This is a genomic window from Curtobacterium sp. LFS084 (assembly GCF_047977705.1).
Taxonomy (GTDB): domain Bacteria; phylum Actinomycetota; class Actinomycetes; order Actinomycetales; family Microbacteriaceae; genus Curtobacterium.
Window position 1 is genome coordinate 100,535 of sequence record NZ_JBFPFM010000008.1, and the last position, 22,545, is coordinate 123,079.

The following is a 22,545-nucleotide window of genomic DNA, read 5'->3' on the forward strand; positions in this document are numbered from 1 at the left end:
GGCGCCGACCCCGACGGCCGTCACGACGTGACGACCGTCGGGGTCGGACCGCCTCGTCCGGCGGGTGGAACGGCACGCGTCCGTGCCGTCGACCGTGGACGGCGCTCAGCGCAGTGCCGACCCGGACGGCAGGGTCCGGACCCACTCCTCGATCGCCGCGGCGATCTGCTGCCGGGCGTCGGTCCGCGAGATCGTGGCCGTGTCGTCGCCGGGCTGCGCACCGTAGGCGCCGAAGTCGGCGTGGTTCGCGCCCTGCACCTCGACCAACGTGGCGTTCGACGGCAGCAGGTGCCGCGCGGCGTCGACCTTCTCGGGCGTCGACAGCCCGTCGCGCGACCCGGAGACGCTGAGCACGCTGATGTACGACCGGCTGATGTCGTTCGCGCAGTAGCTCCCGAGCAGGAGCAGCCCGTCGGCGTCCGGGGCGAGCTGGCACGCGCGCACCCCGCCGAGCGAGTGCCCGCCGACCGCCCAGGACCGCACGTCCGGGGCGTGGGCCTCGAACGTCGACAGCCCGCGGGTGTCGAAGAAGGCGAGGTGCAGCGTCGGCTTCGTGATCACGACGGTCGTCCCGGCGGCCACGACCTGCCGGAACGTCGCCATGTAGGCGTACGGATCGACCTTCGCGCCGGGGATGAAGACGATGCCGGCGCCGTTCGCACTGCCGGTCGGGGTCATCACCACGGAGTCGCCCGCGTCCCGGACCGCCACCCGGTCGTCCCGCCAGACCTGCAGGGCCGCGCTCCGGGTGCCCTGCATGACGATGTTCGCCCAGACGAGGAACACCACCGCGATCAGCACGATCACGGTGACGACCCAGGCGGACCAGCGGAGGACTCGGTTCATGCGCTTCCTGCTCCCTGCGGGCGTCGTGCGGTGACGGTGAGCCATCGCTCGTCGGCACCGGGGCGCGTGGTCTCCCGGATGTCGACGTCGGCCCACCCGGAACGCCCGACGACCTCGGCGAGGGGTCCCGGCGTCCAGTACGTGAAGTGGCGGGCACGGTCGAGCTTCCGGGTGCTCCAGGCCTCGCCGTCGCCGCGCTTCAGGGTCGCGGCGAGCGCACCGCCGGGGTGGACGGCGTCGCGGAGCCGGGCGAGGACGCCCTCGAGTGCCGACCGGCCGACGTGCAGGAGCACGGCGTTCGCGAAGACGGCGTCGTACGGACCGCCGAACGCGTCCGAGCGCACGTCGACGAGGCGCGCCTCGTGCCCCGCGGACCGCAGCGCGTCCACGAAGGAGCGCGCGCCGTCGGTGCGGTCGACGACGAGCCCGGCAGCCTCGAGGGCGAGGGCGTCGCGTCCCGGTCCGGATCCGAGTTCGAGGACATGGGCACCGACGGGGACGAGCGCGAGCAGGTCGTCCACGAGGCCGGCGCGGTGGTCGTCCGTCCGCTCGGCGTACCGGTCGGCGGCACGCTCGTACGCGTCGAGGGTGCGTTCCGCCGCGAGGTCGCGCCGCATCACCACCTCGTGCCGACCGTCCGGCAGCGCGTCGCCGAGCTCGTCGACGGCGCGGAACCCGCAGTGCTCGTACGCGCGCCGGGCCCCGGCGTTGTCCGGCATCACGGACAGTTCGAGCGTGTGGGCACCGGCGCGGGCCGCCCAGGTCGCGACCGCACGGATGAGCGCTGCCGCGACGCCCCGGCCGCGTGCGGCGGGGTCGACCCACATCGAGATGAGCTCGGCGGTGCCGGGATCATCGCCCGGGACGCCGCTGGCCATGCCCACGGCGGCCCCGTCCTCGGTGTGGGCGAGCAGGTCGAGCGCACCCGGGATCGAGAGCCGGGTCCGCCAGCGGTCCTCGCGGGCATCCGCCCAGTCGGCGAGTGTCGACCCGAAGGCCGTCGGGGCGTCGGCGAGCGCCGCGAGCCGGACCGGACGCCAGGTCTCCCAGTCGTCCGCCGTCACCCGGCGCAGCGCGATCGTCGTCACGCCTCGACGCTACCGCCCGCAGGCGCGCGCCGACCCGGTCGGGCCGACCCGCGCCTCCTGGACCGGGTCAGACCGAGGCGTCCTCGGTGACGGCCGCACGCAGCTCCGCCGCAGCGGCTGCGACGTCGTCCGCGCTGTAGATGGCGCTGCCGGCGACGGCGATGATCGCGCCGGATGCCTGCACCGCGGCGATCGAGGAGGCGTTCACGCCGCCGGCGATCGAGAAGGGGACGCCGGAGGCCTCGCCGGCCTCGAGCAGGGTGGAGAAGGTGAAGCCCTCCTCGGCCTGCTCGTCGAGTCCGGCGTGCACCTCGACGAACTGCGCGCCGAGGGCCACGACCTCACGGGCACGGGCGGCCTTGTCGTCCACCCCGATGAGGTCGACGACGATGCCCTTGCCGTGCTTCTCGGCGGCGGCGACGGCCCCACGGATGGTGGAGTCCCCGGCGACACCGAGCACGGTGACGAGATCGGCACCCGCGCCGAAGGCGATGTCCGCCTCGAGCTCGCCGGCGTCCATCGTCTTGAGGTCGGCGAACACGGTCTTGTCCGGGTGCGCCTCCTTCATCGCGGTGATGACCGAGAGTCCCTCGGCCTTGATGAGCGGGGTGCCGAGCTCGAGGACGTCGACGCTCGGGGCGGCCTTCGCGGCGAGGTCGAGCGCGGCCTCGGTGGTGAGGGTGTCGATGGCGAACTGGATCTGCATGGGTGTGCCTTTCACTCGAGGTTGGCGTGGCTGGGCCACAGGTCGTCGGCGGAGCGTCCGCTCCGGGTCCAGAGGGCGTGGAAGAGCGCGTCGCCGACGAGGACGACGGCCTGTTCGAAGCGGCTGCCCGCGTACTGCTCGGAGGCGCTGCCGGACCGGTCGGTCTTCGTCGCGGCGGGGACGACGAGGGTGACGGCGGCGAGCGCGCCGAGCGGTGCGTCGTCGGTCGTCGAGATCGCGAGGACCGCGGCACCGACGTCGACCGCGGTGCGCGCGGCCTGGACGATGCCGGTCGTGGTCCCCGATCCGCTCGCGACGAGCAGGACGTCGCCCGCCCGGACGGCCGGGGTCGTCACCTCGCCGACGACGTGGACGTCGAGGCCGAGGTGCATGAGCCGCATGGCCGTCATCCGGAGGGCGAGACCGGAGCGGCCGGCCCCGTGGACGAACACGCGCTCGGCGCCGCTGAGCAGGTCGAGGGCGGCGTCGGTGTCGCCCCGCAGCGTTTCGGCGAGGTCGGCGGACTCGCGGACGATCAGGGCGAGGGCGTCGGTGACGGTGGCGGCGGGCATGACATCGATCGTGGTCGGGACGCCGGTCGGCCGCCGCTACCCGACACGGCGGGGCCCCCGCCCGATCGGGTGGCCCCACCCGCTCGGGTGGGAGTCGTACGGTTGGTCCCGTGACCGACAACGTGCGCGATGACGGGACGGCGGCTCCGTCGACCGTCCAGGAGGCGCGGCGCGACTCCGCGGGACGTCTCGCCGCCGCCGACCACGCGCGGACCGTCGCGGAGCAGGCGGACCGCCACGCCCTCACCCTGGAGTCGGTGCTCGCGGTGCTCCGGTCGCCGCGCGTCGGCGACGCTGCCGCCCGCGCCGAGGCGGTCGAGATCGCGTCGGCGGCCCTCGTGGACCTCCGGACGGTGACCGACCGGCAGCGCGGCGCGCTGCTCGAACCGGTCACCGGGGCGTTCTCCCGGCTCCGCGCGGACCTCCGGCCGCTCGTCCGGTTCGGGGACCTCGACCTGCAGTTCGTCGAGCCGCCGGCGACCGGGCGGGCGCTCCCCGGCGACGTCGCCCACAGCGCCCGGGCGATCGTGCGGACGGCGGTGCTCGCCCTCGTGGACGAGGGTGCCGCACGACGCGTCCGGATCCAGTGGGACTGCGACGGGCGGAACCTCCTGATGCAGCTCCGCGACGACGGCGCCGGCACACTCGACGCGCACGACGACAGCGTCCGGCCGATCGCCGAGCGGGTGGTGGCTCTCGACGGGGAGCTGCGGGTCGCGTCCACGGCAGGCTGGGGGTCGGTGCTCGACATCCGGATCCCCCTCGATCCGCCGCCGGGCGCACCGGTGCCCTCGGACGCGTCCGACCTGACGCCCCGCGAACAGGACGTGCTGCGACTCGTCGCCACCGGGGTCGGCAACCGGGAGATCGCCGACGGGCTCGGGATCAGCACGAACACCGTGAAGTACCACGTGGCGAACCTGCTCCGGAAGCTCGGGGCCCGGACCCGGGCGGAGCTCGCCGCGGTCAGTTCCCGGGCCTGAGGAACGCCGTCAGCGTGCCGGCGCGGTCGTGCTCCTCGCGAGCGGGTACCGGCGGTCGAGTCGGGGCCCGACGACCGAGTCGAGCAGGAAGCTCACGCCCAGGCGCCCGACGGCCCAGTACCCGCCGACGGCGATGAAGACGAGCGGGGACCAGACCCGGAGCACGACGAGCAGCGTGGTCGCGATACCGAACCCCACACCGATCGCGGAGTACAGCGACCAGAACCCCGCGACCGCCCGGTCACGGGCAGCCTGGTCGGCCGCCGTCCGCTCGTCAAGGCCACGCACCGCCGGGTCCAGGCCGGACGTCTCCGCACCGGCGAACAGGTCCCGGACGGGGACCCCCAGCGCACGGGCGAGGGCACTCAGCGTCTCGAGGCTGGCGTCCTTGCCGCCCTCGAGCCGTTGGACGGTCCGGACGGCGACCCCGCTCGCCTCGGCGAGTCGTTCCTGCGTTCAGCCCCGTTCACGCCGCAGTGCAGCGATCCGCATCTCGTTCATGCTCCGAGCCTATGAACCGGGCGGCACCGACCACCACGACAGGGACCCGTAACGTCCACGACAGCGACCCGTCACGTGCACGACGCGACCCGTCACGCGCGCGGGCTGAACCGGTAGCCCATGCCCGACTCGGTCACCAGGTACCGCGGGTGCGCCGGGTCGGGTTCGAGCTTGCGTCGCAGCTGCGCCATGTACAGGCGCAGGTAGCCCGAGTCGCTGCCGTGCGACGGACCCCACACCTCGGTGAGCAGCATCTCGCGGGTCATCAGCCGATCGGGGTTCGTCACGAGGACCTCGAGCAGCCGCCACTCGGTCGGGGTCAGCCGGATCGCGGGGCCGGACGGCGGGGTGACCTGCTTCGCGACGAGGTCCACCACGAGGTCGCCGATCGACACCGACGGGGTCGCCCCCGCGGCCGTCGCCGCCGCGACCTGCCGGCGGCCGAGCGCCCGGAGCCGGGCGAGCAGCTCGTCCATCTGGAAGGGCTTCGTCACGTAGTCGTCGGCACCGGCGTCGAGCGCGTCGACCTTGTCGGACGAGTCGGTCCGGCCCGAGAGCACGAGCACCGGCACCTGTGACCAGGCCCGGATGCCCTCGAGCACGCCGATGCCGTCGAGCCGGGGCATGCCGAGGTCGAGCAGCACCAGGTCCGGCCGCTCGGTGATGACCGCGTCGATCGCGACCCGGCCGTCGCGGGCGGTGACGACGTCGTACCCGCGTGCGGCGAGCGTCACGGCGAGCGCGCGGACGAGCTGCGCGTCGTCGTCGGCGATCAAGACCTTCATCGCGCACGGCCCTTCATCGGATCTCCACTCCCAGGTGTCCGGCGATCGGCAACCGCACCACGACGGTGAGCCCGCCGCCGGGGGTGTCGTCGACCTCGATCGTGCCGCCCATGCCCTCGGTGAAGCCGCGGGCGAGCGCCAGGCCGAGCCCGAGGCCGGTGTCGTTGTCGGTGTCGCCGAGGCGCTGGAACGGCTGGAACACCTCGTCGACGCGGTCCGACGGGATCCCCGGGCCGTGGTCGGCGACGCGCAGTTCGACCCCGCCGCCGAACGCGCTCGCGGCGATGCGAACCCGGGTGTCCTCGGGTGCGTAGCGCACGGCGTTCGCGAGGAGGTTGACCACCACGCGCTGCAGGAGCACGGCGTCGGCGAGGACCGGCGGGAGGTCGGCGGGGAGGTCGAGGTCGACGTCGTCCGGACCGAGCTCGAGTTCGTCGAGTGCCGGGGCGACCACCGTCTCGAGGGCGAGCGGCACCGGGGCCACGGCGAGCACCCCGGCCTGCACGCGGCTGACGTCCAGCAGGTCGGCCAACAGCACCGCCAGCTGACGGAGGCTCTCGTCGGCGGTGGCGAGCAGCGCCTCCCGGTCGTCCGTCGACAACTCGATGTCCGACGCACGGAGCGTCTGCACGGCCGCCGAGGCGGCCGCGATCGGCCGTCGCACGTCGTGTCCGACGGCGGCGAGGATCGCGCTGCGGACCCGGTCCACCGCGGCGATGCGCTCGGCGTCGACCGCGGCCCGGGTGAGGTCGCGGTGCTCGACCGCGGCATCGAGCTGCTGCTCGACGACCCGCAGCAGTCGCCGCTGGGTCGGGTCGTCCGGGGCGCCCGCGAACTCGAGGACGGCGCCGGACGCCAGGGTCGTGGCGGCGTCCGGCGTCTCGCCGAACGCCCCCGAGGTCGCCGGGACCTCGTCGCCCTGCCGGATCCGGACGCCGGCGAAGCCGAAGGCCTCGCGGGTCCGGTCGAGCAGCGCCTGCAGGGCGTCGTCGCCGCGGAGCACGCTGCCGGCGATCCCCATCAGCAGGCCCGACTCGGCTGCCGCACGCCGGGCGGCTCGGGACCGCCGCGCCGAGCGGTCGACCACGAAGCTCACGAGCACCGCACTGACGACGTACATGACGAGGGCCACCAGGTGCCACGGCTGCTGGACGGTGACCATGTAGAGGGGTTGCACGAAGAAGAAGTCGAGGCTCAGCCCGGACAGCACGGCGGCGAACACGGCCGGCCACATGCCGCCGACGAGCGCGACCACGAGCACGAGCAGCTGGTAGGCGAGCACGTCGACGGTGATCGCGTCCGGGTCCTTGCCGAGCGAGAGCAACCAGGTCAGGAGCGGACCGGCCACGAGGGACAGCACGAACGCGGCGACGATCCGGCCGCGGGACAGGCTGCCGCCGAGCCGCGGCAGGGCGAAGCCGCCCCCGGCACGCTCGTGGGTGACGACGTGGACGTCGATGTCGCCGGACTCGCGGATCACGGTGTTGCCGATGCCCGGTCCGGTGATCGCCGCCGCGACCCGGCTGCGGCGGCTCACGCCGATGACGATCTGCGTGGCGTCGATCGACTTCGCGAACCGCACCAGGGTCGTGGGCACGTCGTCGCCGACCACCTGGTGGTAGGTCCCGCCGAGCTGCTCGAGCAACGCGCGCTGCTTGCCGAGCGCCCCCGGGTGCCGCTCGCGCAGGCCGTCGTTCGTCGTCACGTGCACGGCCGCGAGCTCGCCGCCGGCGCTCCGTGCGGCGATCCGGGCACCGCGGCGCAGCAGGGTCTCGCCCTCCGGACCGCCGGTCAGCGCGACGAGCACGCGCTCGCGGGTCTCCCACCGGTGGTCGATGCCGTGCTCGGCGCGGTAGGCCTTGAGCGCGTCGTCGACCTCGTCGGCGAGCCAGAGCAGGGCGATCTCGCGCAGCGCGGTCAGGTTGCCGAGCCGGAAGTAGTTCGACAGGGCGGCGTCGATCCGGGCGGCCGGGTAGACCAGACCGTCCGACAGTCGTTCGCGGAGCGCCGCAGGGGCGAGGTCGACCACCTCGATCTGGTCGGCCGCGCGCACCACGGCGTCCGGGACGGTCTCGCGTTGCACGGTGCCCGTGATCTCGCGCACGACGTCGCCGAGGGACTGCATGTGCTGCACGTTCACGGTCGAGATCACGTCGATGCCGGCGTCCCGCATGGCCTCGACGTCCTGCCAGCGCTTCTCGTTCGCGCTGCCGGGGGCGTTCGTGTGGGCGAGTTCGTCGACGAGGGCGATGTCCGGCCGCCGGGCCAGCACCGCGTCGAGGTCGAGGTCGTCGAGCTGGACGCCGCGGTGCTCCACGATGCGACGAGGGACGACCTCGAGCCCGTCGACGAGGGTCGCGGTGGCGGCGCGGCCGTGCGTCTCGACGACGGCGACGACCACGTCCCGGCCCTCGGCGTGCAGCCGGTGCCCCTCTTCGAGCATCGTGAACGTCTTCCCGACACCGGGCGCCGCACCGAGCAGGACCCGCAGCTTCCCGCGCTTCACGTGTTCATCCTCTCGCGTCCGTGGTCCCGGTGGGTGTGTGGTGTCAGGACGCCTTCGCCAGCGCCAGGTTCAGCTCGAGGACGTTCACCACCGGTTCGCCGAGGAACCCGAGCTGCCGGGCCTCGGTGTGCTCGTGCACGAGCGTCCGCACGGCCGCCTCCGACATGCCGCGGGCCGACGCCACGCGGGACACCTGCAGGAGCGCGTACTCGGGGCTGATGTCCGGGTCAAGGCCCGACCCGGACGCGGTGACGGCGTCCGCCGGGATCGACGACTCGGGGACCCCGTCGGCCTTCGCGATCGCGGCCTTGCGCTCCTCGATCGCCGTGAGCAGGTCGGGGTTGTTCGGGCCGAGGTTCGAGCCGCTGGACGCGTTCGCGTCGTAGCCCTTCTCACCAGCGGCGCTCGGGCGGGACTGGAACCACCGGGCGGCGTCCGTGGCGGAGCCCGAGGACGCCTGGCCGATCAGGGACGAACCGACGACCTTCCCGTCGGACGAGGTGACCATCGAGCCGTTCGCCTGGTCGTGGAACGCCGTCTGGCCGACGCCCCACACCGCGAGCGGGTAGGCGACGCCGAGGACGACGGTCGAGAGCAGGGTGAGCCGGATCGCGACGCCGGTCGAGCGGAAGAACGAGCGAGAGGAGGAAGCCATTGTCAGAACCCCGGGATGAGACCGACGACGAGGTCGATCAACTTGATGCCGATGAAGGGGACGATCACGCCGCCGAGCCCGTAGAGGAGCAGGTTGCGGCCGAGGATCGACGACGCCGACGCTGCGCGGTACTTGACGCCACGCAGGGACAGCGGGATGAGCGCCACGATGACGAGCGCGTTGAAGACGACCGCGGACAGGATCGCCGACGCGGGGCTGTGCAGCCCCATCACGTTCAGCGCGGCCAGCCCCGGGAACGTCACCTGGAACATCGCGGGGATGATCGCGAAGTACTTCGCGACGTCGTTGGCGATGGAGAACGTGGTGAGCGCGCCGCGGGTGATGAGCAGCTGCTTGCCGATCCGGACGACGTCGATGAGCTTGGTCGGGTCGGAGTCGAGGTCGACCATGTTGCCGGCCTCCTTCGCCGCGGTCGTCCCGGTGTTCATCGCCACGCCGACGTCCGCCTGCGCGAGTGCCGGGGCGTCGTTCGTGCCGTCGCCCGTCATCGCGACGAGGTTGCCGCCCTCCTGCTCCTTGCGGATCAGGGCGAGCTTGTCCTCCGGGGTGGCCTCGGCGAGGAAGTCGTCGACGCCGGCCTCGGCCGCGATGGCCTTCGCGGTGCGGGGGTTGTCGCCGGTGATCATCACCGTGCGGATGCCCATCTCGCGGAGCTGCGCGAACCGGGCGGACATGCCGTCCTTCACGACGTCCTTGAGGTGGACGACGCCGAGCAGGGTGACCGCCCCGTCCGCCGAGCGACGGGCGACGACGAGCGGGGTGCCGCCCTGGTCGGAGACCTCGGCGACCGTCGCGTCGATCGCGGACACGATGTGCGCCTCGGGTGCCGACGAGGACGCGGCGGCCCAGGCGAGCACCGCGGCCGCTGCGCCCTTGCGCACCTCGGTGCCGTCGGTCAGGTCGAGACCGGACATGCGGGTCTGCGCGGTGAACGGCACCTCGACGGCGCCGAGCGGGAGCCCGGCGCCGATCCCGGCCTCGGCGGCCAGGTCGACGATCGAGCGACCCTCGGGGGTGCTGTCCGCGGCGCTGGAGAGCGCTGCGGCCTCCATCAGCTCGGGCTCGCTGACACCGGGCACCGGGACGACGCGGGACGCGCGACGGTTGCCGTACGTGATCGTGCCGGTCTTGTCGAGCAGCAGGGTCGTGATGTCGCCGGCGGCCTCGACCGCGCGACCGGACATCGCGAGCACGTTGTGCTGCACGAGGCGGTCCATGCCGGCGATGCCGATCGCGGACAGCAGTGCGCCGATGGTGGTCGGGATGAGGCACACGAGCAGGGCGATGAGCACCGGGATGCTCACGGTCGCGCCGACGAGTCCGGCGATCGGCTGCATCGTGAGGCAGACGATCACGAACACGATCGACAGCGAGGCGAGCAGGATGTTCAGCGCGATCTCGTTCGGCGTCTTCTGGCGGGCGGCGCCCTCGACGAGGCGGATCATCCGGTCGATGAAGGTCTCGCCGGGAGTCGACGTGATCCGCACGACGATCCGGTCGGAGAGCACCCGGGTGCCACCGGTGACGGCGCTGCGGTCGCCGCCGGACTCGCGGATCACCGGCGCGGACTCGCCCGTCACCGCGGACTCGTCGACGGACGCGATGCCGTCGATGACGTCGCCGTCACCCGGGATCACCTCACCGGCGACCACCACCACGACGTCGCCCTTGGCGAGGTCGACCGACGCGACCTCCTCGGTCTCGTTGTCGGTGGCGGCCGGGTCGGCCTGGTCGTAGCGGAGGACCCGGCGCGCGCTCGTGGTCGAACGGGTCTTGCGGAGGGTGTCGGCCTGCGCCTTGCCGCGGCCTTCGGCCACGGACTCGGCGAGGTTCGCGAAGACGACCGTCAGCCACAGCCACACGGCGATCGCGATGGTGAAGGCCGACGGCTCGACGAACAGCGAGACGGTCGTCAGTGCGGCGCCGACCTCGACGATGAACATGACGGGGTTGCGCCACATGAGACGCGGGTCGAGCTTGCGGAGGGCGCCCGGGAGGCCCGCCGCCAGCTGGCGGGGTCCGAACGCGGACGAGGTGGTCGGCCTGGAGGCGCTGGTCGCCTCGGGCGCGGAGGTCGCGGTGGTCATGGGGGTGTCCTTGGACGTCGACGGTGCGTTCATCGTGCGAGCGCTTCTGCGAGGGGTCCCAGTGCGAGCACCGGGAAGTAGGTGAGGGCGGTGACGATCACGGCCACGCCCCCGAGGAGGCCGATGAACAGCGGCCGGTGGGTCGGCAGCGTGCCGGCGGTCGCGGGCACCTTGTCCTGCTGGGCGAGGGACCCGGCGAGCGCCAGGACGAACACCATCGGCACGAACCGGCCGAGGAGCATCACGACGCCGAGCGACGAGTTCATCCACGTCGTGTTCGCGGTGATGCCGCCGAACGCCGAGCCGTTGTTGTTCGCGCCGGACGTGTAGGCGTAGAGCAGCTCGGACAGGCCGTGGTTGCCCGGGTTGAAGATGCTCGTGCCGGTGACCTGCTCCTTGACGCCCGGGATCACGAGGGACAGCCCGGTCGCGAGGAGGACGAGCGTCGGGGTGACGAGGATGTACAGCGCGGCGAAGGTCATCTCGCGGGCACGGATCTTCTTGCCGAGGTACTCCGGGGTGCGGCCGACGAGGAGCCCGCCGATGAACACCGTGATGACGGCGAGCACGAGCATGCCGTACAGCCCGGAGCCGACACCGCCGGGGCTGATCTCGCCGAGCATCATGTTCAGCATCGCCATCATCCCGCCGATCGGCGTGAAGCTGTCGAACATGCCGTTCACGGCGCCGGTCGAGGTGGCCGTCGAGGTCGTGCCGAACAGGGTGGTGCCGAGGATCCCGAAGCGGACCTCCTTGCCCTCCATGGCCGCACCGGCGGCGTGCGTGGCGGTGCCGGCTCCGGCGAGTTCGAACGCCGACATGACCGAGAGCGACACGAGGAAGATGGCGCCCATGACGGCGAGGATCGCGTAGCCCTGGCGGTCGTCGCCGAGGATCCGGCCGAAGGTGCGCGGCAGCGAGAACGGGATGACGAGCATGAGGAAGACCTCGACGAGGCTCGTCCACGCCTGCGGGTTCTCGAACGGGTGGGCCGAGTTCGCGTTGAAGTAGCCGCCACCGTTCGTCCCGAGCTCCTTGATCGCCTCCTGCGAGGCGACGAAGCCGTCCGGGATGTGCTGGGCGCCGCCGGTGAGCGTCGTGACGTCGACGCCGGTGCCCCAGGACTGGATGACGCCACCGGCGACGAGGACGATCGCGAAGACGAACGCACCCGGCAGGAGCAGCCGGCCGGTGCCGCGGACGATGTCGACCCAGACGTTGCCGATCGTCCCGGTCCGGCGACGGGCGAACCCACGGACCAGCGCGACGGCGACGGCGAGCCCGACGGCCGCGGACAGGAAGTTCTGCACCGCGAGCCCGGCCATCTGCACGGTGAAGCCCATGGTGGCCTCGGGCGAGTACGACTGCCAGTTCGTGTTCGTGACGAAGGACGCCGCCGTGTTGAACGCGAGCGACGGCCCGACGTTCGGCAGCCCGAGGTCACCCGGCAGGACGACCTGGATGCGCTGCAGCAGGTAGACGACGAGGAGCCCGACGACGCTGAACAGCAGGACACCGCGGAGGTAGACGGCCCAGGACTGCTCGGCGTCGGGGTCGACGCCGATGACCCGGTAGACGCCGCGCTCGATCCGGGCGTGCTTCCTGCCCTCGTAGACGCGGGCCATCCAGTCACCGACCGGGCGGTAGCAGACGACGAGGAGCAGGACGAGGGTGGCGACCTGGGCGATACCGGCCCAGGTGTCGGCCGCGGAGCCCATCAGAACTTCTCCGGCCGGACGAGCGCCCAGACCAGGTAGACGACAGCGGCGACGCCGAGGACGGCGGCGGCGATGGTGATGCCGATCACAGCCGCTCGACCCCCTTGGCGATGAGGGCGACCACGCCGAACACGGCGAGGACACCGGCGACGACGAACACGTCGAACACTTGGGACTCCGTAGGTTGCACGGGCCCGGCACCGGACGGTGCGGACCGGCACCACGTGTGGTGCCGAACCGATGGTGGATCCGGCACCGCGCCTCCGGACCCGTCCTGACGGTTCCCTAACGCGCTCCTGACACACGCATGCGCGTCACTAACGCGCGGAGGCCCCGCACAGCCGCTCGGCGAGCACCGCGGTCGCCGAGCGGAGCTCGTCGGGACCCTCGACCGTGAAGTCCACGGTCGCGGCGGCGAAGGCCGCCGCGAGACCCTCCCACGACCACGACCCCCGCGTCAGACGGCACCGGTCGGGGCCGAGCGGTTCGAGCACGGCGTCGTCGGGCAGGTACGGCGCGATCGTCTCCGCCGCCACCTCGAGCACCGCGGTACCAGTGCAGGGCCAGACGTCGTCACGGCCCGACCCCTTGAACCGTGCGGCCACGAACGCCGCCGGGTCACCGCCCGGGACCGGTCGGGGCACGAACGGCAGGCGCGTCCGCATCCGCGGGGTGATGCGGTCGATGCGGTGGGTGCGCCAGTCCTCGCGGTCGAGGTCCCAGTCGAGGAGGTACCAGCGACCGTTCCGGGCGACCACGGCGTGCGGCTCGACCCGGCGCGGCGTCTCGTCGGGACCGTAGCCGAAGCGCAAGACCTCGCCGAGGTGGACGGCCTCGCTCACCGCGACGAGGACCTCGGGGTCGACCGCGTCGCGACCCGCCGAGGTGACAGCGTCCACGGCGTCCACCCGTGCGCGCAGCGGTGCCGGCATCACCTGTCGCACGGTCGCGAGGGCCCTGGCCGCCGACTCGGCGATGTCCGCTCCGGACGCCGGGGCCACGGCGAGCGCGATGGCGATGGCGACCGCCTGGTCGTCGTCGAAGAGCAGCGGCGGCAGGTCCGCGCCCGCGCCGAGCCGGTACCCGCCGGCCGGGCCGCGCAGGGACTCCACGCGGTACCCGAGGCCGCGGAGCCGGTCGACGTCGCGACGGAGCGTGCGCGGGCTGACCTCGAGCCGCTCTGCCAACTCGTCGCCGGGCCAGTCACGGTGCACCTGCAGCAGCGAGAGCAGAGCGAGCATGCGCGAGGACGGTCCGGACATGGTTCCAGTATCGATCGAGAAGCGGACACGATCTGACCGCAATGCCGTCGATGCTGGTCCCATGAGCATCGAGACGACAACCCACCTCAACTTCGACGGACAGGCCCGCGAGGCCCTCGACTTCTACGCCGCGGTCTTCGGCGGCCAGGTCGCGTCCATGACCTACGGCGCGATGGGCGCCTCGGACGAGCCGGCATGGGCCGACCGCATCGTGTGGGGCCAGGTGGCCACCGACGCCGGTCTGCGCGTCATGGCGTTCGACGTCTGGCCGGGACAGCCGTACGACCAGGGCACCAACGCCTTCTACGTGTACGTGCACGGGGACGACGCGGCCGAGGTCGAGCGGTACTGGGCCGCCCTGTCCGAGGGGGCCGAGATCCGGCAGCCGCTCGGTCCGTCGGCCTGGGCACCCCTGGCCGGCCAGCTCCGTGACCGCTTCGGTGTGATCTGGGCGCTCGACGTCGCGGCACCGACCGAGTAGCCCGCAGGTGTGGCCCGGGGACGGTCCCCGGGCCACACGCACGTCGACTGCCGGCTGCGCGGTTTCCGAGCCACTTCCCCACGAAATCCGACCGCCGGTAGCGTGCCGGCATGCCCGAGTACCGACCGATGCCCGGCTACGAGCTCGGGGACGGGTGGGTGGGCGCCCGCCGGCGCCGGACCCGGTTCGGCCGCGTGTGGCGCTGGGTCGGACCGCCGGTCGCGCTCGTCGCCGTGGTCGCAGCCGTCCTGCTGTTCCGCTGGTACGCCGGCGTCGCCGACCAGGTCGAGTGGGAGTGCGCCGTGTCCTCGTGCGGGACGAACGACCCACGGTCCTTCGCTCCGGAGGGGTGCTGGGTACTCCTGGTGCTGGCCGCGCTCGGCGTCCGACGGCTGCCGGGGCGCTGGTGGTGGCGAGCCGCGCTGCTGCTCGGGTTCGCCGTCGTCGCCGCGTGGTCGATCGACTGGTGGCGGATGCCGGGGATGGACCTCGGCCTGTTCGTGACCCCGATCGGCGCGGGCGGTGTCGGCGCCGTGCTGCTGCTCGCCCGGATCGGCATCGCGGTCGACCGAGCGCGCGGACGGTCGCACACCGCCCGCCGACGATCGCAGTGACCGAGCGGTCAGCGCGCGGAGCTCCACGTGCTGACCGTGACCGCGGCCGTCACCGCGGTGGGCAGGAACTCCGCGTCGGCGGTGACGTGGTGGTGACTCGGCCCCATGTGCACCACGTCGTGCACGTCCTCGGCGGACAGCTCCATCACCCACGTGAGGTCCTCGGCGGACCGCTGCACGAAGGCGGGCGTCAGGGAGTCGTGCAGCCGCCGTTCCTTCTCGGGGTCCACCGTGATGGTCGCCTCGGCCAGCTCCGCCAGGTGTCCCGTGCGCGGGGTCACCACCACGAGGAGGCCCCCGGGGTGCAGGACGCGGGCGTACTCCGACTGGTTGCGGGGCGCGAAGACGTCCAGCACGACCGCGGCGGCGCCGTCGACGACCGGGAGGCGCTCGGTCACGTCCCCCACGACGGCTCCCGCGCGCTCCTGGATGCGAGCGGCCCGCCGGATCGCGACCGCGGACAGGTCGAGGGCGACCCCGAGCCGCGACACGGCGTCGAGCGCGTGTGCGAGGTAGGTGCCCGGCCCGGACCCGACGTCGAGGACGACTCCGGGCACGTCCACGGAGGCAACCGCCCGGGCGACGGCCTGTTCGATGGGCGCGTAGTGCCCCCGGCCGAGGAAGCGGAGTCGGGCGTCGACCATCTCCGGGGTGTCCGCCGTCAGCGCACGGCGCTTCGCGGGCAGGAGCGTGAGGTGTCCCTGCTTGGCCTCGTCGAACCGGTGACCGGTCGCGCAGCCCACCTGGCCGCCGTCGACGCGGCCGAGGGGCTCGGCGCAGACGGGGCAGGCGAGCACGGGGAGCAGGTCGTCGCGCACCCGACCAGCGTAGGCGTCGGTAGCCCGATCGGACGGCGGGTTCTCGGTGCACTGATCGTCGGTACGGTCGGGGCATGGCCGTCATCCACCACGCAACCCTCCGTCCGTCGAAGCTCGAGGCGCTCGCCGTCTGGCTGCCGGACCAGCCCTGGAGCGGGGTGTCCGCCGGTGACGACCTCGCGATCGCCGGGAAGTTCCGGTTCGACGACCCCGCGGGCGAGGTCGGCGTCGAGACGGTGCTCGTGCGCACCACGGACGGCCGGGTGCTCCAGGCGCCGCTGACCTACCGCGGGGCGCCGCGGGGCGGCGCCGAGGCCTTCCTCGTGACCGAGATGGACCACTCCGTGCTCGGACGACGCTGGGTCTACGACGCCGTGGGCGACCCGGTGTACGCCGACGTGCTGCGCCGGGCGATCGCCACGGGCGGGCACGAGGCCACCCTCGAGCGCGCCGACGGATCCGGGGCGTGGGACGCCGAGGGGACGGCATCGGGCAGCGGGTCCGATGCCGACTCCCCCACCGTGACGACCGTGGACGCGCAGACGTCCGGCGCCCTGACCTCCGTCGCGACCGGTCACGGGACGCTCGTCGTCGCCCGTGCCGTCGGGGCGGAACTGCCCGCTGGCCGCACGCTCACCGGCGGCTGGGCCGACGGCACCGGCGTGCTCGCGGTCCTGGTCCCCTGAACCGGACCACCTGACGGCCGCGACGTCCACGGCGGGGCCGAGCCGCGCCTCCCGTCCGTCGGCCGCACCGATGCCGGTACGGACAGGGCCTGCCTGCCCGGCGGCGCCGGTGGGAGGATCGAGGGCGTGAAGACACTGGAGTTGCCACAGACGGACCTCACCGCATCCGACGTCGTCGTCGGCCTGATGCGGATCAACGACATGAGCGACGAGGACATCCGCGCGCTGTACGCCGCCTCGCGCGACGCCGGCGTGACGATGTTCGACCACGCCGCGGTGTACGGCGGCTGGCACGGCTGCGAGGAGCGGTTCGGCTCGGCCGTCACGCTCTCCCCCGCCGAGCGCGCCGAGATCGTGCTGCAGACGAAGGTCGGCATCCGCCCGACGCCGAACGGCGCGTACTTCGACTTCTCGTACGAGCACATCATCGAGTCCGTGCACGAGTCGCTCGAGGCCCTGCGCACCGACTTCATCGACGTCCTGCTGCTGCACCGCCCGGACGCCCTCGTCGAGCCGGAGGAGGTCGCGAAGGCCTTCGACGAGCTGCACGCCGCCGGCAAGGTCCACCACTTCGGCGTCTCGAACCACACCCCCGGCCAGGTCGACCTGCTGAAGCAGCACGTCCGGCAGCCGCTCGCCTTCAACCAGGTGCAGCTGAGCATCACGCACGCCAACGTCATCGCGCAGGGCGTCACGGCGAACATGGGCGGCCTCGACCAGTCGATCGACCGTGACAACGACATCCTCAACCACTCGCGGATGAACGGTGTCACGCTGCAGGCCTGGTCGCCGTTCCAGAAGGGCTTCTTCGACGGCGTCTTCCTCGGCGATCGCGAGCACTACGCCGAGCTGAACGACGTCCTCGAGGAGCTCGCCGTCGCGCACGGCGTCACCCCGACCGGCATCGCCGTGGCGTGGATCACCCGCCACCCGGCGCACTTCCAGGTCGTCCTCGGCACGACGAACCCGCAGCGCGTCCGGGACTCGGCCGCCGGTTCCGACGTCGAGCTCTCGCGCGAGGAGTGGTACCGCGTGTTCACCGCCGCGGGGCACACCGTCCCCTGAGCCGATCGGGCAGGGTGGGACCGTGCTCCACGACCTCACCCTGCCCGTCACGCTCGACACGCGCTCCGGCCCGGTCACCGTCCGGGACGCGACGCCCGACGACCTCGACGCCCTGGTCGCGCTGCTGTCGGACGACCCGGTCAGTGCCGCCCGCGGAGACGTCGCCGCGCCGGAGGACGCCCCGCTGTACGCCGCCGCACTCCGGGGGATCGTCGAGGACCCGTCGAACGCGCTCCTCGTCGTGACGGATGCACAGGACGTCGTCGTCGGGACGCTCCAGCTCACGCGGATCCCCGGGATGGCCCGGCGAGGGTCCGCCCGGCTGCTCGTCGAGGCCGTCCGGGTGAGCAGTGCCGTGCGCTCGGGCGGGATCGGCGGCGCGGTGATGCGGTGGGTGGTGGACGTCGCGGCGCGGGAGCTCGCGACGCCGCTCGTGCAGCTGACGTCGGACGCTGAGCGGACGGACGCCCACCGGTTCTACGAGCGGCTGGGGTTCACCGGATCGCACGTCGGGTTCAAGTACCGGGTGCCCGACGTCCCGCTGCGCTGACGTTTCCTTCCCAGGACGCCCGCGATGCATGGGCCTCCCGCGCGTACCGGGTCGGAACTTCTGACCAGGTACGCCCGATTCGACCAGGTACACCGCGCGGGGGCCGGGCGGTGGCGCCGCGCCGCGTCAGTCGGCGCGGGCCGGGGCGCTCGGCACCGCCACGTCGACGGGCGACACCCGAGCGGGGTCGGCCGACGCCCCGCCGACGACGTCGAACGTGATGCCGAGCTCGGCAGCGGTGTCCTCGTCGAGCTCCAGCCCGTCCTGCTTCACCTGGTCCTCCGGGATTGCACGGCCACCGGACGGGTCCCACGAGTTCGCGATCGACATGCGCACGAGCATGCCCGAGCCGCTTGGCAATCGCCCTGGAAGCGCGTCAGAGGTCGTCCGGGTGCAGGCGGTCGCCCGCCTGCGGTCGCCGGAACACCGGACCGCCGCCGGCCTCGTCGTCGTGACGGACCGGCGAGGCGCTCGGGTCGGAGTCCTCGCCGACGTCGGCGCCGCGGTCCTCCTCGATCTGCAGTTCGTCCTCGTCGGAGCCGTCCACGGGGATCGAGCGGCCGTCCTGTTCGGGATCGAAGGGTGTGCTCATCGACATGGGCCGAGCATGCCCTCGCCCGGTGAACGGCGGGTCAACGCTGTCCGTCCGCCGCGATCAGCTCGAGCTGGGTGAGCGGCAGGTCGGAGACGGCCGTGAACGTGAAGGCCGTCCCGGAGCCCTGCAACCGGAACACCCGGGTCTGCCCGGCCCAGTCGAACACCGCGTCCTGCACGGCGACGCGGGTGTCCCCGAGCGCGGCGTCCCACGAGTAGCACCCGGGTTCCGCCGCGGTGACCGTGTAGAGCGAGGTCGGGACGGCGGGGACGTCGAACGACACCGAGGTCCCCGCGGCGAGCGCCGTGACCGTCCGTCCGGTGTCGTCGACGAGCGAGGAGGCGGGCGACGGGAGGTCGGCGGACGACAGGCCGACCGGCAGCAGGTCGACGGGGGTGTGCCGGTAGCCGTGCACCTCGGACGCCGAGACCGGGCGGGTGTCCGATGCCCAGCCCTGCGGCTCGTCCGACAGCATGAACTCGATCCGGGACGCTGACACCACCACGCGGTGCGGGATGCTCACCGACGTCCACGGCGTGCCGTCGACCGTCACCGACGCGACGTACGCGCCCTCGGAGCCGTCGGCGACCTCGATGACGGTGGGCGCGCCTCCCGGTTGCTGCAGCACCGTCCTGCGGACCGACGGCGGCACGAGGACGTAGGTGCCCGTGGACGGCGCCAGCGGGTAGAGGCCGATCGTCGCGAAGACGTACCAGGCGCTCATCTCGCCGTTGTCCTCGTCGCCGGGGTAGCCCTGACCGAGGTCCGAGCCGACGAACAGGCGCTCGAGCGCCTCGCGGACGATGCGGTGCGCCTCGTCGTGCCGCCCGGTGAACATCGGGAAGAACGGGATGTGGTGCGCCGGCTGGTTCGACAGCCCGAGCATGCCCATCCGCACGTCGCGGGCCTCGGTCATCTCGTGGATGGGGAAGCCGTACGAGCCGGACCGCACCGTCGCCCCGGTCTCCGGCGTCGCGAAGAAGGTGTCGAGGGCGGCATCGAACCGGGTGGGTCCGCCGTGCAGGTCGACGACACCGACCCCGTCGTGCGGAGCCGTGAAGGCGGTCCCCCACGCGTTCGTCTCGGTGTAGTCGTCGCCCCAGTCGCGCGGGTCGAACTCGGTGCCGACCCGCCAGGAGCCGTCGGGGTCGCGGCCGATGAAGAAGCCGCGCTCGGAGTCGAAGACGTTCCGGTACTGCAGCGAGCGACGGGCGAACCACTCCGACTCGGCCTCGTACCGTGCGAGGTCCGCGGGGGTCCGAGCGCGCGAGGCGAGCAGGCCCGCCATCACCGCGAGCCCCCAGTCGTTGATGGCCGCGTCGAGGGTCCAGCTCATCCCCTCGTGGGTCGCCGTGTCGACGTGGCCGCGGAAGGCGCCCGGGAGGCTCCCCTTGCGTCCGACGCGCTCGTCCCGTGGCGGGACGGTCGCGTTGCGCAGTGCGCTGCGGTAGGCATGCGCGAGGTCGAAGCCGGCGATGCCCTTCACGGCGAGGTCCGCGAAGACGGTGTCGCTCGTCGTGCCGGTCATGCAGTCCTCGGCACCGGGGGCACTCCACCGGGGCGTCCACCCGCCGTCGTGGTGGTGCTCGACGAAGCCCTGCGCGAGTTCGCCGGCGGTGTCCGGGGTGAGCAGGGCGAGCAGCGGCCAGGCGGTCCGGTAGGTGTCCCAGAAGCCGTTCGTGGTGGTGAACGGGCCCTCGACCACCTCGGGACCGGGTTCGTCGCGGATCGGGGACTCCTGCACGGAACCGTACGGGGAACGGTGCCGGGGAACCCCGTCCCGAGCGGTCTCGCCGGCACGGTTCGGGTAGAGGAACAGCCGGTACAGGCCGGAGTACAGGCTCGTGAGCTGGTCGGGGGTCGCGCCCTCGAACGACAGGGTGCCGAGCTCGTCCGTCCAGAGCCGCTCCGCGCGGGCCCGCATGGTGTCGAACGGGCCGGCGGCGTCGAGGTTCGCGCGGGCGTCCTCGAACGAGACCGTCGAGATGCCGAGCAGCACGTCGGTCCCGGTGGCGTCGCCGAGACCGATCCACCCGCGGAGCTGCTGCTCGCCGGACGTCGTGTGGTCGGAGGCCGCGCCGGGGATCCGGACGTGCACGAAGTGCGGCGGGGTGCCGGGGCGGTCGTCGAGCAGGGCCTCGACCACGGCGGTGCCGTCCGTGACCGTCACCGAGACGTCCGAGACCCGGCCGTGGTGGTCGAGCACGATGCTCCGGGCGCCGGTGAACCGGAAGCCGAGGGCGAACTCCCCCGCGGTCATCTCGGCCGTGACGCCCTGGTCGAGGTCGACCCGGTAGCGGTGCGGGCCGTCCTGCTCGTGGTCGTGGTCGAACCCGAGCGCGCGGGCGGCCCGGTCCGTGTCCGGCGCGTCGAGCGGCGACGGCATGACCTGGAAGACGCCGCGGTCCCCCATCCACGGCGACGGGATGTGGCTCGTCGCGAACCCCTGGATCGCCGGGCGCACCCGACCGGTCGCGTCGGTGCGGTCGTGCTCCTGGTAGGCGTACGGCCAGCGGTTGCTCGAGGCGTCGGTCATCGGCAGCCCGAAGACCCCGCCGTGCGGGAGGCCGACCAGCGGGGCGTTGTTGCCGCGGGAGAACCGGGCGGACGCCTGCGTGCCGCGGGTCGTGCGGACGTGGTCGAGCGGGGTGCTCGGGGTCGGGCGCGCGGGACCGATGCGGACGGCGTCGAGCCAGCCACGGAGCGCCGGGCGTGACCGGTCTGCGGTCGTGGGGTGCGGGTCGGAGCCGAGCCGCGCCTCCAGGCGGTCCACGACCCGGCCCGCGAGCGGCGTGAGGTCGACCGCGCGACGGTTCCACTGGTCGACCCACTGCTTGCGCGCGGCCGCCTGCGCCGCGGGTGTGAGCGCGTCGCCGTACTGGTCGTGGGCCGTGTCGCTCAGCCTGCTGTCGTCGGTGCAGACGACGTCCACCACGAACGCCGTGGCGTCCCAGAAGTGCGGCAGGTCGGCCTCGGTCGGTTCCGTGCGGCCGTCGGGCAGGACCCGCTCCGGGAACCACACCCACGACAGCTCGTCACCCGGCTCGATCGCCCGCCCGGCGAACCCGGGCACGGCCGCCTCGGCGACGTGGTCGCCGGAGGGACGTTCGACCAGGAAGCCCTCGGCCGAGTCGAAGCCGACGCCGTTCCGCGCGGCGACGGCCGTCGTCGGGCCACCGCTCCGTTGCAGTTCTCGCACCGGCTCAGCGTATTTGCTCCAGCGTCTGGAGGAGAACCCCCGGCGTGTCAGCCCTTGTTGTGACCGGGAGCGTTGCCGGAGTTCCCCGGTCCGGTGTTCCCGGTGTTCCCGGGTCCGCTCGTGTCGACGGCCGGGTCCGCGCCGTCCTGCGGTGCCTGGACGGGGTTGCTCGCCGGGGCCGAGGGCTCCGGCCCCACCGACGGCTCGTCGGCCGGGTCGCTCGGCTGCGCGGGCTCGGACGGCTGCTCGGCCGGTTCGGACGGCTGCTCGGCCGGTTCGGAGGGTTGCTCGGCGGGCTCCGACGGTTGGTCCGCGGGTTCGGAGGGCTGTTCGGCCGGCTGGGACGGCTGCTGGTCGTCCGTCGACGACGAGCTCGACTCGGTCGGGGCCGGCGTCGACCCGTCGTCACCGCCCAGGGCGACCACGGCCACGACGATGCCGGCGAGCACGAGCACGACGACCACCACGGCCGCGATGATCGCGCCGCGCCGACGACGGGGTCGGTCGTCCCCTGCCGCTGCCGAGGGGGTCGGGACCGGGCCGGCCGGACCGCCGGGCCGACCACCGGCGGCCGACGCACCGGTGGCGCCGCGGGACGCCTGCGCGCCGAGCACGGTGGTCGCGACGTCGTCGGCGGCGCTCGGGCGGTGCGTGTCCATCACGCGGGTCGCGTCCTCGGCACCCGGGGACGCGGTCGGCATCGCGCGCGTCGCCGCGTCGTTCCCGGAGGCGCCCGGCGCCGGCATGGCCTGCGTCGCCTCGTCGGCGCGTGCTGCCCCGGCCGCTCCGGCTGCGGCAGCACCGGCG

Annotated in this window: 23 protein-coding genes and 1 pseudogene; 6 read left to right on the forward strand and 18 right to left on the reverse strand. The window is 73.2% G+C overall.

The annotated features are described in order from the left end of the window. Positions 1 to 105: 105 nt before the first annotated feature. The 4 genes from ACNQOV_RS07220 to hxlB all read right to left on the reverse strand — a co-directional run bounded on the left by ACNQOV_RS07220 (position 106) and on the right by hxlB (position 3,212). Positions 106 to 846: an alpha/beta hydrolase gene (locus ACNQOV_RS07220; RefSeq protein WP_416393961.1), complete on the reverse strand. Its 741-nt coding sequence runs from the start codon at positions 844 to 846 to the stop codon at positions 106 to 108. After that, a complete protein-coding gene (locus ACNQOV_RS07225; protein WP_416393962.1) occupies positions 843 to 1,934 on the reverse strand; it encodes a GNAT family N-acetyltransferase in 1,092 nt (363 codons plus the stop codon). The genes ACNQOV_RS07220 and ACNQOV_RS07225 overlap by 4 nt, the downstream gene beginning before the upstream one ends. Before the next feature lie 67 nt (positions 1,935 to 2,001). Next, positions 2,002 to 2,640, reverse strand: a complete 639-nt coding sequence (gene hxlA / locus ACNQOV_RS07230; RefSeq protein ID WP_416393963.1) for a 3-hexulose-6-phosphate synthase — start codon at positions 2,638 to 2,640, stop codon at positions 2,002 to 2,004. Between the two features lie 11 nt (positions 2,641 to 2,651). Then, complete coding sequence (gene hxlB, locus ACNQOV_RS07235) at positions 2,652 to 3,212, reverse strand: 6-phospho-3-hexuloisomerase (protein ID WP_022906437.1); 561 nt, start codon at positions 3,210 to 3,212, stop codon at positions 2,652 to 2,654. Positions 3,213 to 3,322: 110 nt separating this feature from the next. Between hxlB and ACNQOV_RS07240 the strand changes: the two genes are divergently transcribed. Further along, entirely contained in the window at positions 3,323 to 4,195 is an 873-nt protein-coding gene (locus ACNQOV_RS07240; RefSeq protein WP_416393965.1) for a helix-turn-helix transcriptional regulator, read from the forward strand. 9 nt (positions 4,196 to 4,204) lie between these two features. On the opposite strand, the gene ACNQOV_RS07245 is transcribed toward ACNQOV_RS07240, so the two are convergent. From ACNQOV_RS07245 to ACNQOV_RS07285, 9 genes and pseudogenes are all read right to left on the reverse strand, one after another. Next, entirely contained in the window at positions 4,205 to 4,483 is a 279-nt protein-coding gene (locus tag ACNQOV_RS07245; protein WP_416393966.1) for a hypothetical protein, read from the reverse strand. A gap of 45 nt (positions 4,484 to 4,528) precedes the next feature. Beyond that, positions 4,529 to 4,639: pseudogene (locus tag ACNQOV_RS07250) on the reverse strand (helix-turn-helix transcriptional regulator); the annotation flags it as partial. Positions 4,640 to 4,788: 149 nt separating this feature from the next. After that, the gene (locus ACNQOV_RS07255; RefSeq protein ID WP_022906439.1) at positions 4,789 to 5,481 is read right to left on the reverse strand and encodes a response regulator; all 693 of its coding nucleotides are present in this window, start codon (positions 5,479 to 5,481) and stop codon (positions 4,789 to 4,791) included. A 13-nt stretch (positions 5,482 to 5,494) separates the two neighbouring features. After that, a complete protein-coding gene (locus ACNQOV_RS07260; RefSeq protein ID WP_416393967.1) occupies positions 5,495 to 7,987 on the reverse strand; it encodes an ATP-binding protein in 2,493 nt (830 codons plus the stop codon). A gap of 43 nt (positions 7,988 to 8,030) precedes the next feature. Next, positions 8,031 to 8,642 (reverse strand): potassium-transporting ATPase subunit KdpC, encoded by a 612-nt coding sequence (gene kdpC, locus ACNQOV_RS07265; RefSeq protein WP_022905947.1) that lies wholly within the window; start codon positions 8,640 to 8,642, stop codon positions 8,031 to 8,033. Between the two features lie 2 nt (positions 8,643 to 8,644). Further along, positions 8,645 to 10,750, reverse strand: coding sequence for a potassium-transporting ATPase subunit KdpB (gene kdpB, locus ACNQOV_RS07270; RefSeq protein ID WP_416393968.1), 2,106 nt, complete (start codon positions 10,748 to 10,750; stop codon positions 8,645 to 8,647). A gap of 29 nt (positions 10,751 to 10,779) precedes the next feature. Then, positions 10,780 to 12,468 carry a potassium-transporting ATPase subunit KdpA gene (kdpA, locus tag ACNQOV_RS07275; protein WP_416393969.1) on the reverse strand — a complete coding sequence of 563 codons (1,689 nt, stop codon included), beginning with the start codon at positions 12,466 to 12,468 and terminating at the stop codon, positions 10,780 to 10,782. After that, on the reverse strand, positions 12,468 to 12,557 hold the full coding sequence (kdpF, locus tag ACNQOV_RS07280) for a K(+)-transporting ATPase subunit F (protein WP_042724093.1): 90 nt from the start codon (positions 12,555 to 12,557) through the stop codon (positions 12,468 to 12,470). The genes kdpA and kdpF overlap by 1 nt, the downstream gene beginning before the upstream one ends. A gap of 228 nt (positions 12,558 to 12,785) precedes the next feature. Beyond that, on the reverse strand, positions 12,786 to 13,730 hold the full coding sequence (locus ACNQOV_RS07285; protein ID WP_416393970.1) for a helix-turn-helix transcriptional regulator: 945 nt from the start codon (positions 13,728 to 13,730) through the stop codon (positions 12,786 to 12,788). A 61-nt stretch (positions 13,731 to 13,791) separates the two neighbouring features. On the opposite strand from ACNQOV_RS07285, the gene ACNQOV_RS07290 reads away from it, so the two are divergent. Next, positions 13,792 to 14,211 carry a VOC family protein gene (locus ACNQOV_RS07290; protein WP_022908486.1) on the forward strand — a complete coding sequence of 140 codons (420 nt, stop codon included), beginning with the start codon at positions 13,792 to 13,794 and terminating at the stop codon, positions 14,209 to 14,211. Positions 14,212 to 14,321: 110 nt separating this feature from the next. Continuing rightward, the gene (locus tag ACNQOV_RS07295; RefSeq protein ID WP_416393971.1) at positions 14,322 to 14,825 is read left to right on the forward strand and encodes a hypothetical protein; all 504 of its coding nucleotides are present in this window, start codon (positions 14,322 to 14,324) and stop codon (positions 14,823 to 14,825) included. A gap of 8 nt (positions 14,826 to 14,833) precedes the next feature. Here the strand turns inward: ACNQOV_RS07295 and ACNQOV_RS07300 are convergent, their stop codons facing one another. Further along, on the reverse strand, positions 14,834 to 15,643 hold the full coding sequence (locus ACNQOV_RS07300) for a putative RNA methyltransferase (protein WP_416393972.1): 810 nt from the start codon (positions 15,641 to 15,643) through the stop codon (positions 14,834 to 14,836). A gap of 74 nt (positions 15,644 to 15,717) precedes the next feature. Here ACNQOV_RS07300 and ACNQOV_RS07305 point away from each other — a divergent pair, with 74 nt between their 5' ends. The 3 genes from ACNQOV_RS07305 (at position 15,718) to ACNQOV_RS07315 (ending at position 17,944) form a co-directional block, all read left to right on the forward strand. Beyond that, on the forward strand, positions 15,718 to 16,329 hold the full coding sequence (locus ACNQOV_RS07305) for a CG0192-related protein (RefSeq protein WP_416393973.1): 612 nt from the start codon (positions 15,718 to 15,720) through the stop codon (positions 16,327 to 16,329). A 126-nt stretch (positions 16,330 to 16,455) separates the two neighbouring features. Beyond that, complete coding sequence (locus tag ACNQOV_RS07310; RefSeq protein ID WP_416393974.1) at positions 16,456 to 17,394, forward strand: aldo/keto reductase; 939 nt, start codon at positions 16,456 to 16,458, stop codon at positions 17,392 to 17,394. A 22-nt stretch (positions 17,395 to 17,416) separates the two neighbouring features. Then, the gene (locus tag ACNQOV_RS07315) at positions 17,417 to 17,944 is read left to right on the forward strand and encodes a GNAT family N-acetyltransferase (RefSeq protein ID WP_416393975.1); all 528 of its coding nucleotides are present in this window, start codon (positions 17,417 to 17,419) and stop codon (positions 17,942 to 17,944) included. 126 nt (positions 17,945 to 18,070) lie between these two features. Here the strand turns inward: ACNQOV_RS07315 and ACNQOV_RS07320 are convergent, their stop codons facing one another. The 4 genes from ACNQOV_RS07320 to ACNQOV_RS07335 all read right to left on the reverse strand — a co-directional run. After that, on the reverse strand, positions 18,071 to 18,274 hold the full coding sequence (locus ACNQOV_RS07320) for a hypothetical protein (RefSeq protein ID WP_416393976.1): 204 nt from the start codon (positions 18,272 to 18,274) through the stop codon (positions 18,071 to 18,073). Between the two features lie 46 nt (positions 18,275 to 18,320). Then, on the reverse strand, positions 18,321 to 18,542 hold the full coding sequence (locus tag ACNQOV_RS07325) for a hypothetical protein (protein WP_416393977.1): 222 nt from the start codon (positions 18,540 to 18,542) through the stop codon (positions 18,321 to 18,323). Between the two features lie 34 nt (positions 18,543 to 18,576). Further along, the gene (locus ACNQOV_RS07330; protein ID WP_416393978.1) at positions 18,577 to 21,738 is read right to left on the reverse strand and encodes a GH92 family glycosyl hydrolase; all 3,162 of its coding nucleotides are present in this window, start codon (positions 21,736 to 21,738) and stop codon (positions 18,577 to 18,579) included. A 47-nt stretch (positions 21,739 to 21,785) separates the two neighbouring features. Continuing rightward, the coding region (locus ACNQOV_RS07335) for a hypothetical protein (protein WP_416393979.1) at positions 21,786 to 22,545 on the reverse strand (760 nt) is incomplete at its 5' end.

Excerpts from the sequence above, each read along its gene's own strand:
- ACNQOV_RS07220 (WP_416393961.1), bottom strand. The coding sequence starts at position 846 with ATGAACCGAGTCCTCCGCTGGTCCGCCTGGGTCGTCACCGTGATCGTG.
- hxlA (WP_416393963.1), bottom strand. The coding sequence starts at position 2,640 with ATGCAGATCCAGTTCGCCATCGACACCCTCACCACCGAGGCCGCGCTC.
- hxlB (WP_022906437.1), bottom strand. The coding sequence starts at position 3,212 with ATGCCCGCCGCCACCGTCACCGACGCCCTCGCCCTGATCGTCCGCGAG.
- ACNQOV_RS07255 (WP_022906439.1), bottom strand. The coding sequence starts at position 5,481 with ATGAAGGTCTTGATCGCCGACGACGACGCGCAGCTCGTCCGCGCGCTC.
- kdpC (WP_022905947.1), bottom strand. The coding sequence starts at position 8,642 with ATGGCTTCCTCCTCTCGCTCGTTCTTCCGCTCGACCGGCGTCGCGATC.
- kdpB (WP_416393968.1), bottom strand. The coding sequence starts at position 10,750 with ATGACCACCGCGACCTCCGCGCCCGAGGCGACCAGCGCCTCCAGGCCG.
- kdpA (WP_416393969.1), bottom strand. The coding sequence starts at position 12,468 with ATGGGCTCCGCGGCCGACACCTGGGCCGGTATCGCCCAGGTCGCCACC.
- ACNQOV_RS07285 (WP_416393970.1), bottom strand. The coding sequence starts at position 13,730 with ATGTCCGGACCGTCCTCGCGCATGCTCGCTCTGCTCTCGCTGCTGCAG.
- ACNQOV_RS07290 (WP_022908486.1), top strand. The coding sequence starts at position 13,792 with ATGAGCATCGAGACGACAACCCACCTCAACTTCGACGGACAGGCCCGC.
- ACNQOV_RS07295 (WP_416393971.1), top strand. The coding sequence starts at position 14,322 with ATGCCCGAGTACCGACCGATGCCCGGCTACGAGCTCGGGGACGGGTGG.
- ACNQOV_RS07305 (WP_416393973.1), top strand. The coding sequence starts at position 15,718 with ATGGCCGTCATCCACCACGCAACCCTCCGTCCGTCGAAGCTCGAGGCG.
- ACNQOV_RS07320 (WP_416393976.1), bottom strand. The coding sequence starts at position 18,274 with ATGTCGATCGCGAACTCGTGGGACCCGTCCGGTGGCCGTGCAATCCCG.
- ACNQOV_RS07325 (WP_416393977.1), bottom strand. The coding sequence starts at position 18,542 with ATGTCGATGAGCACACCCTTCGATCCCGAACAGGACGGCCGCTCGATC.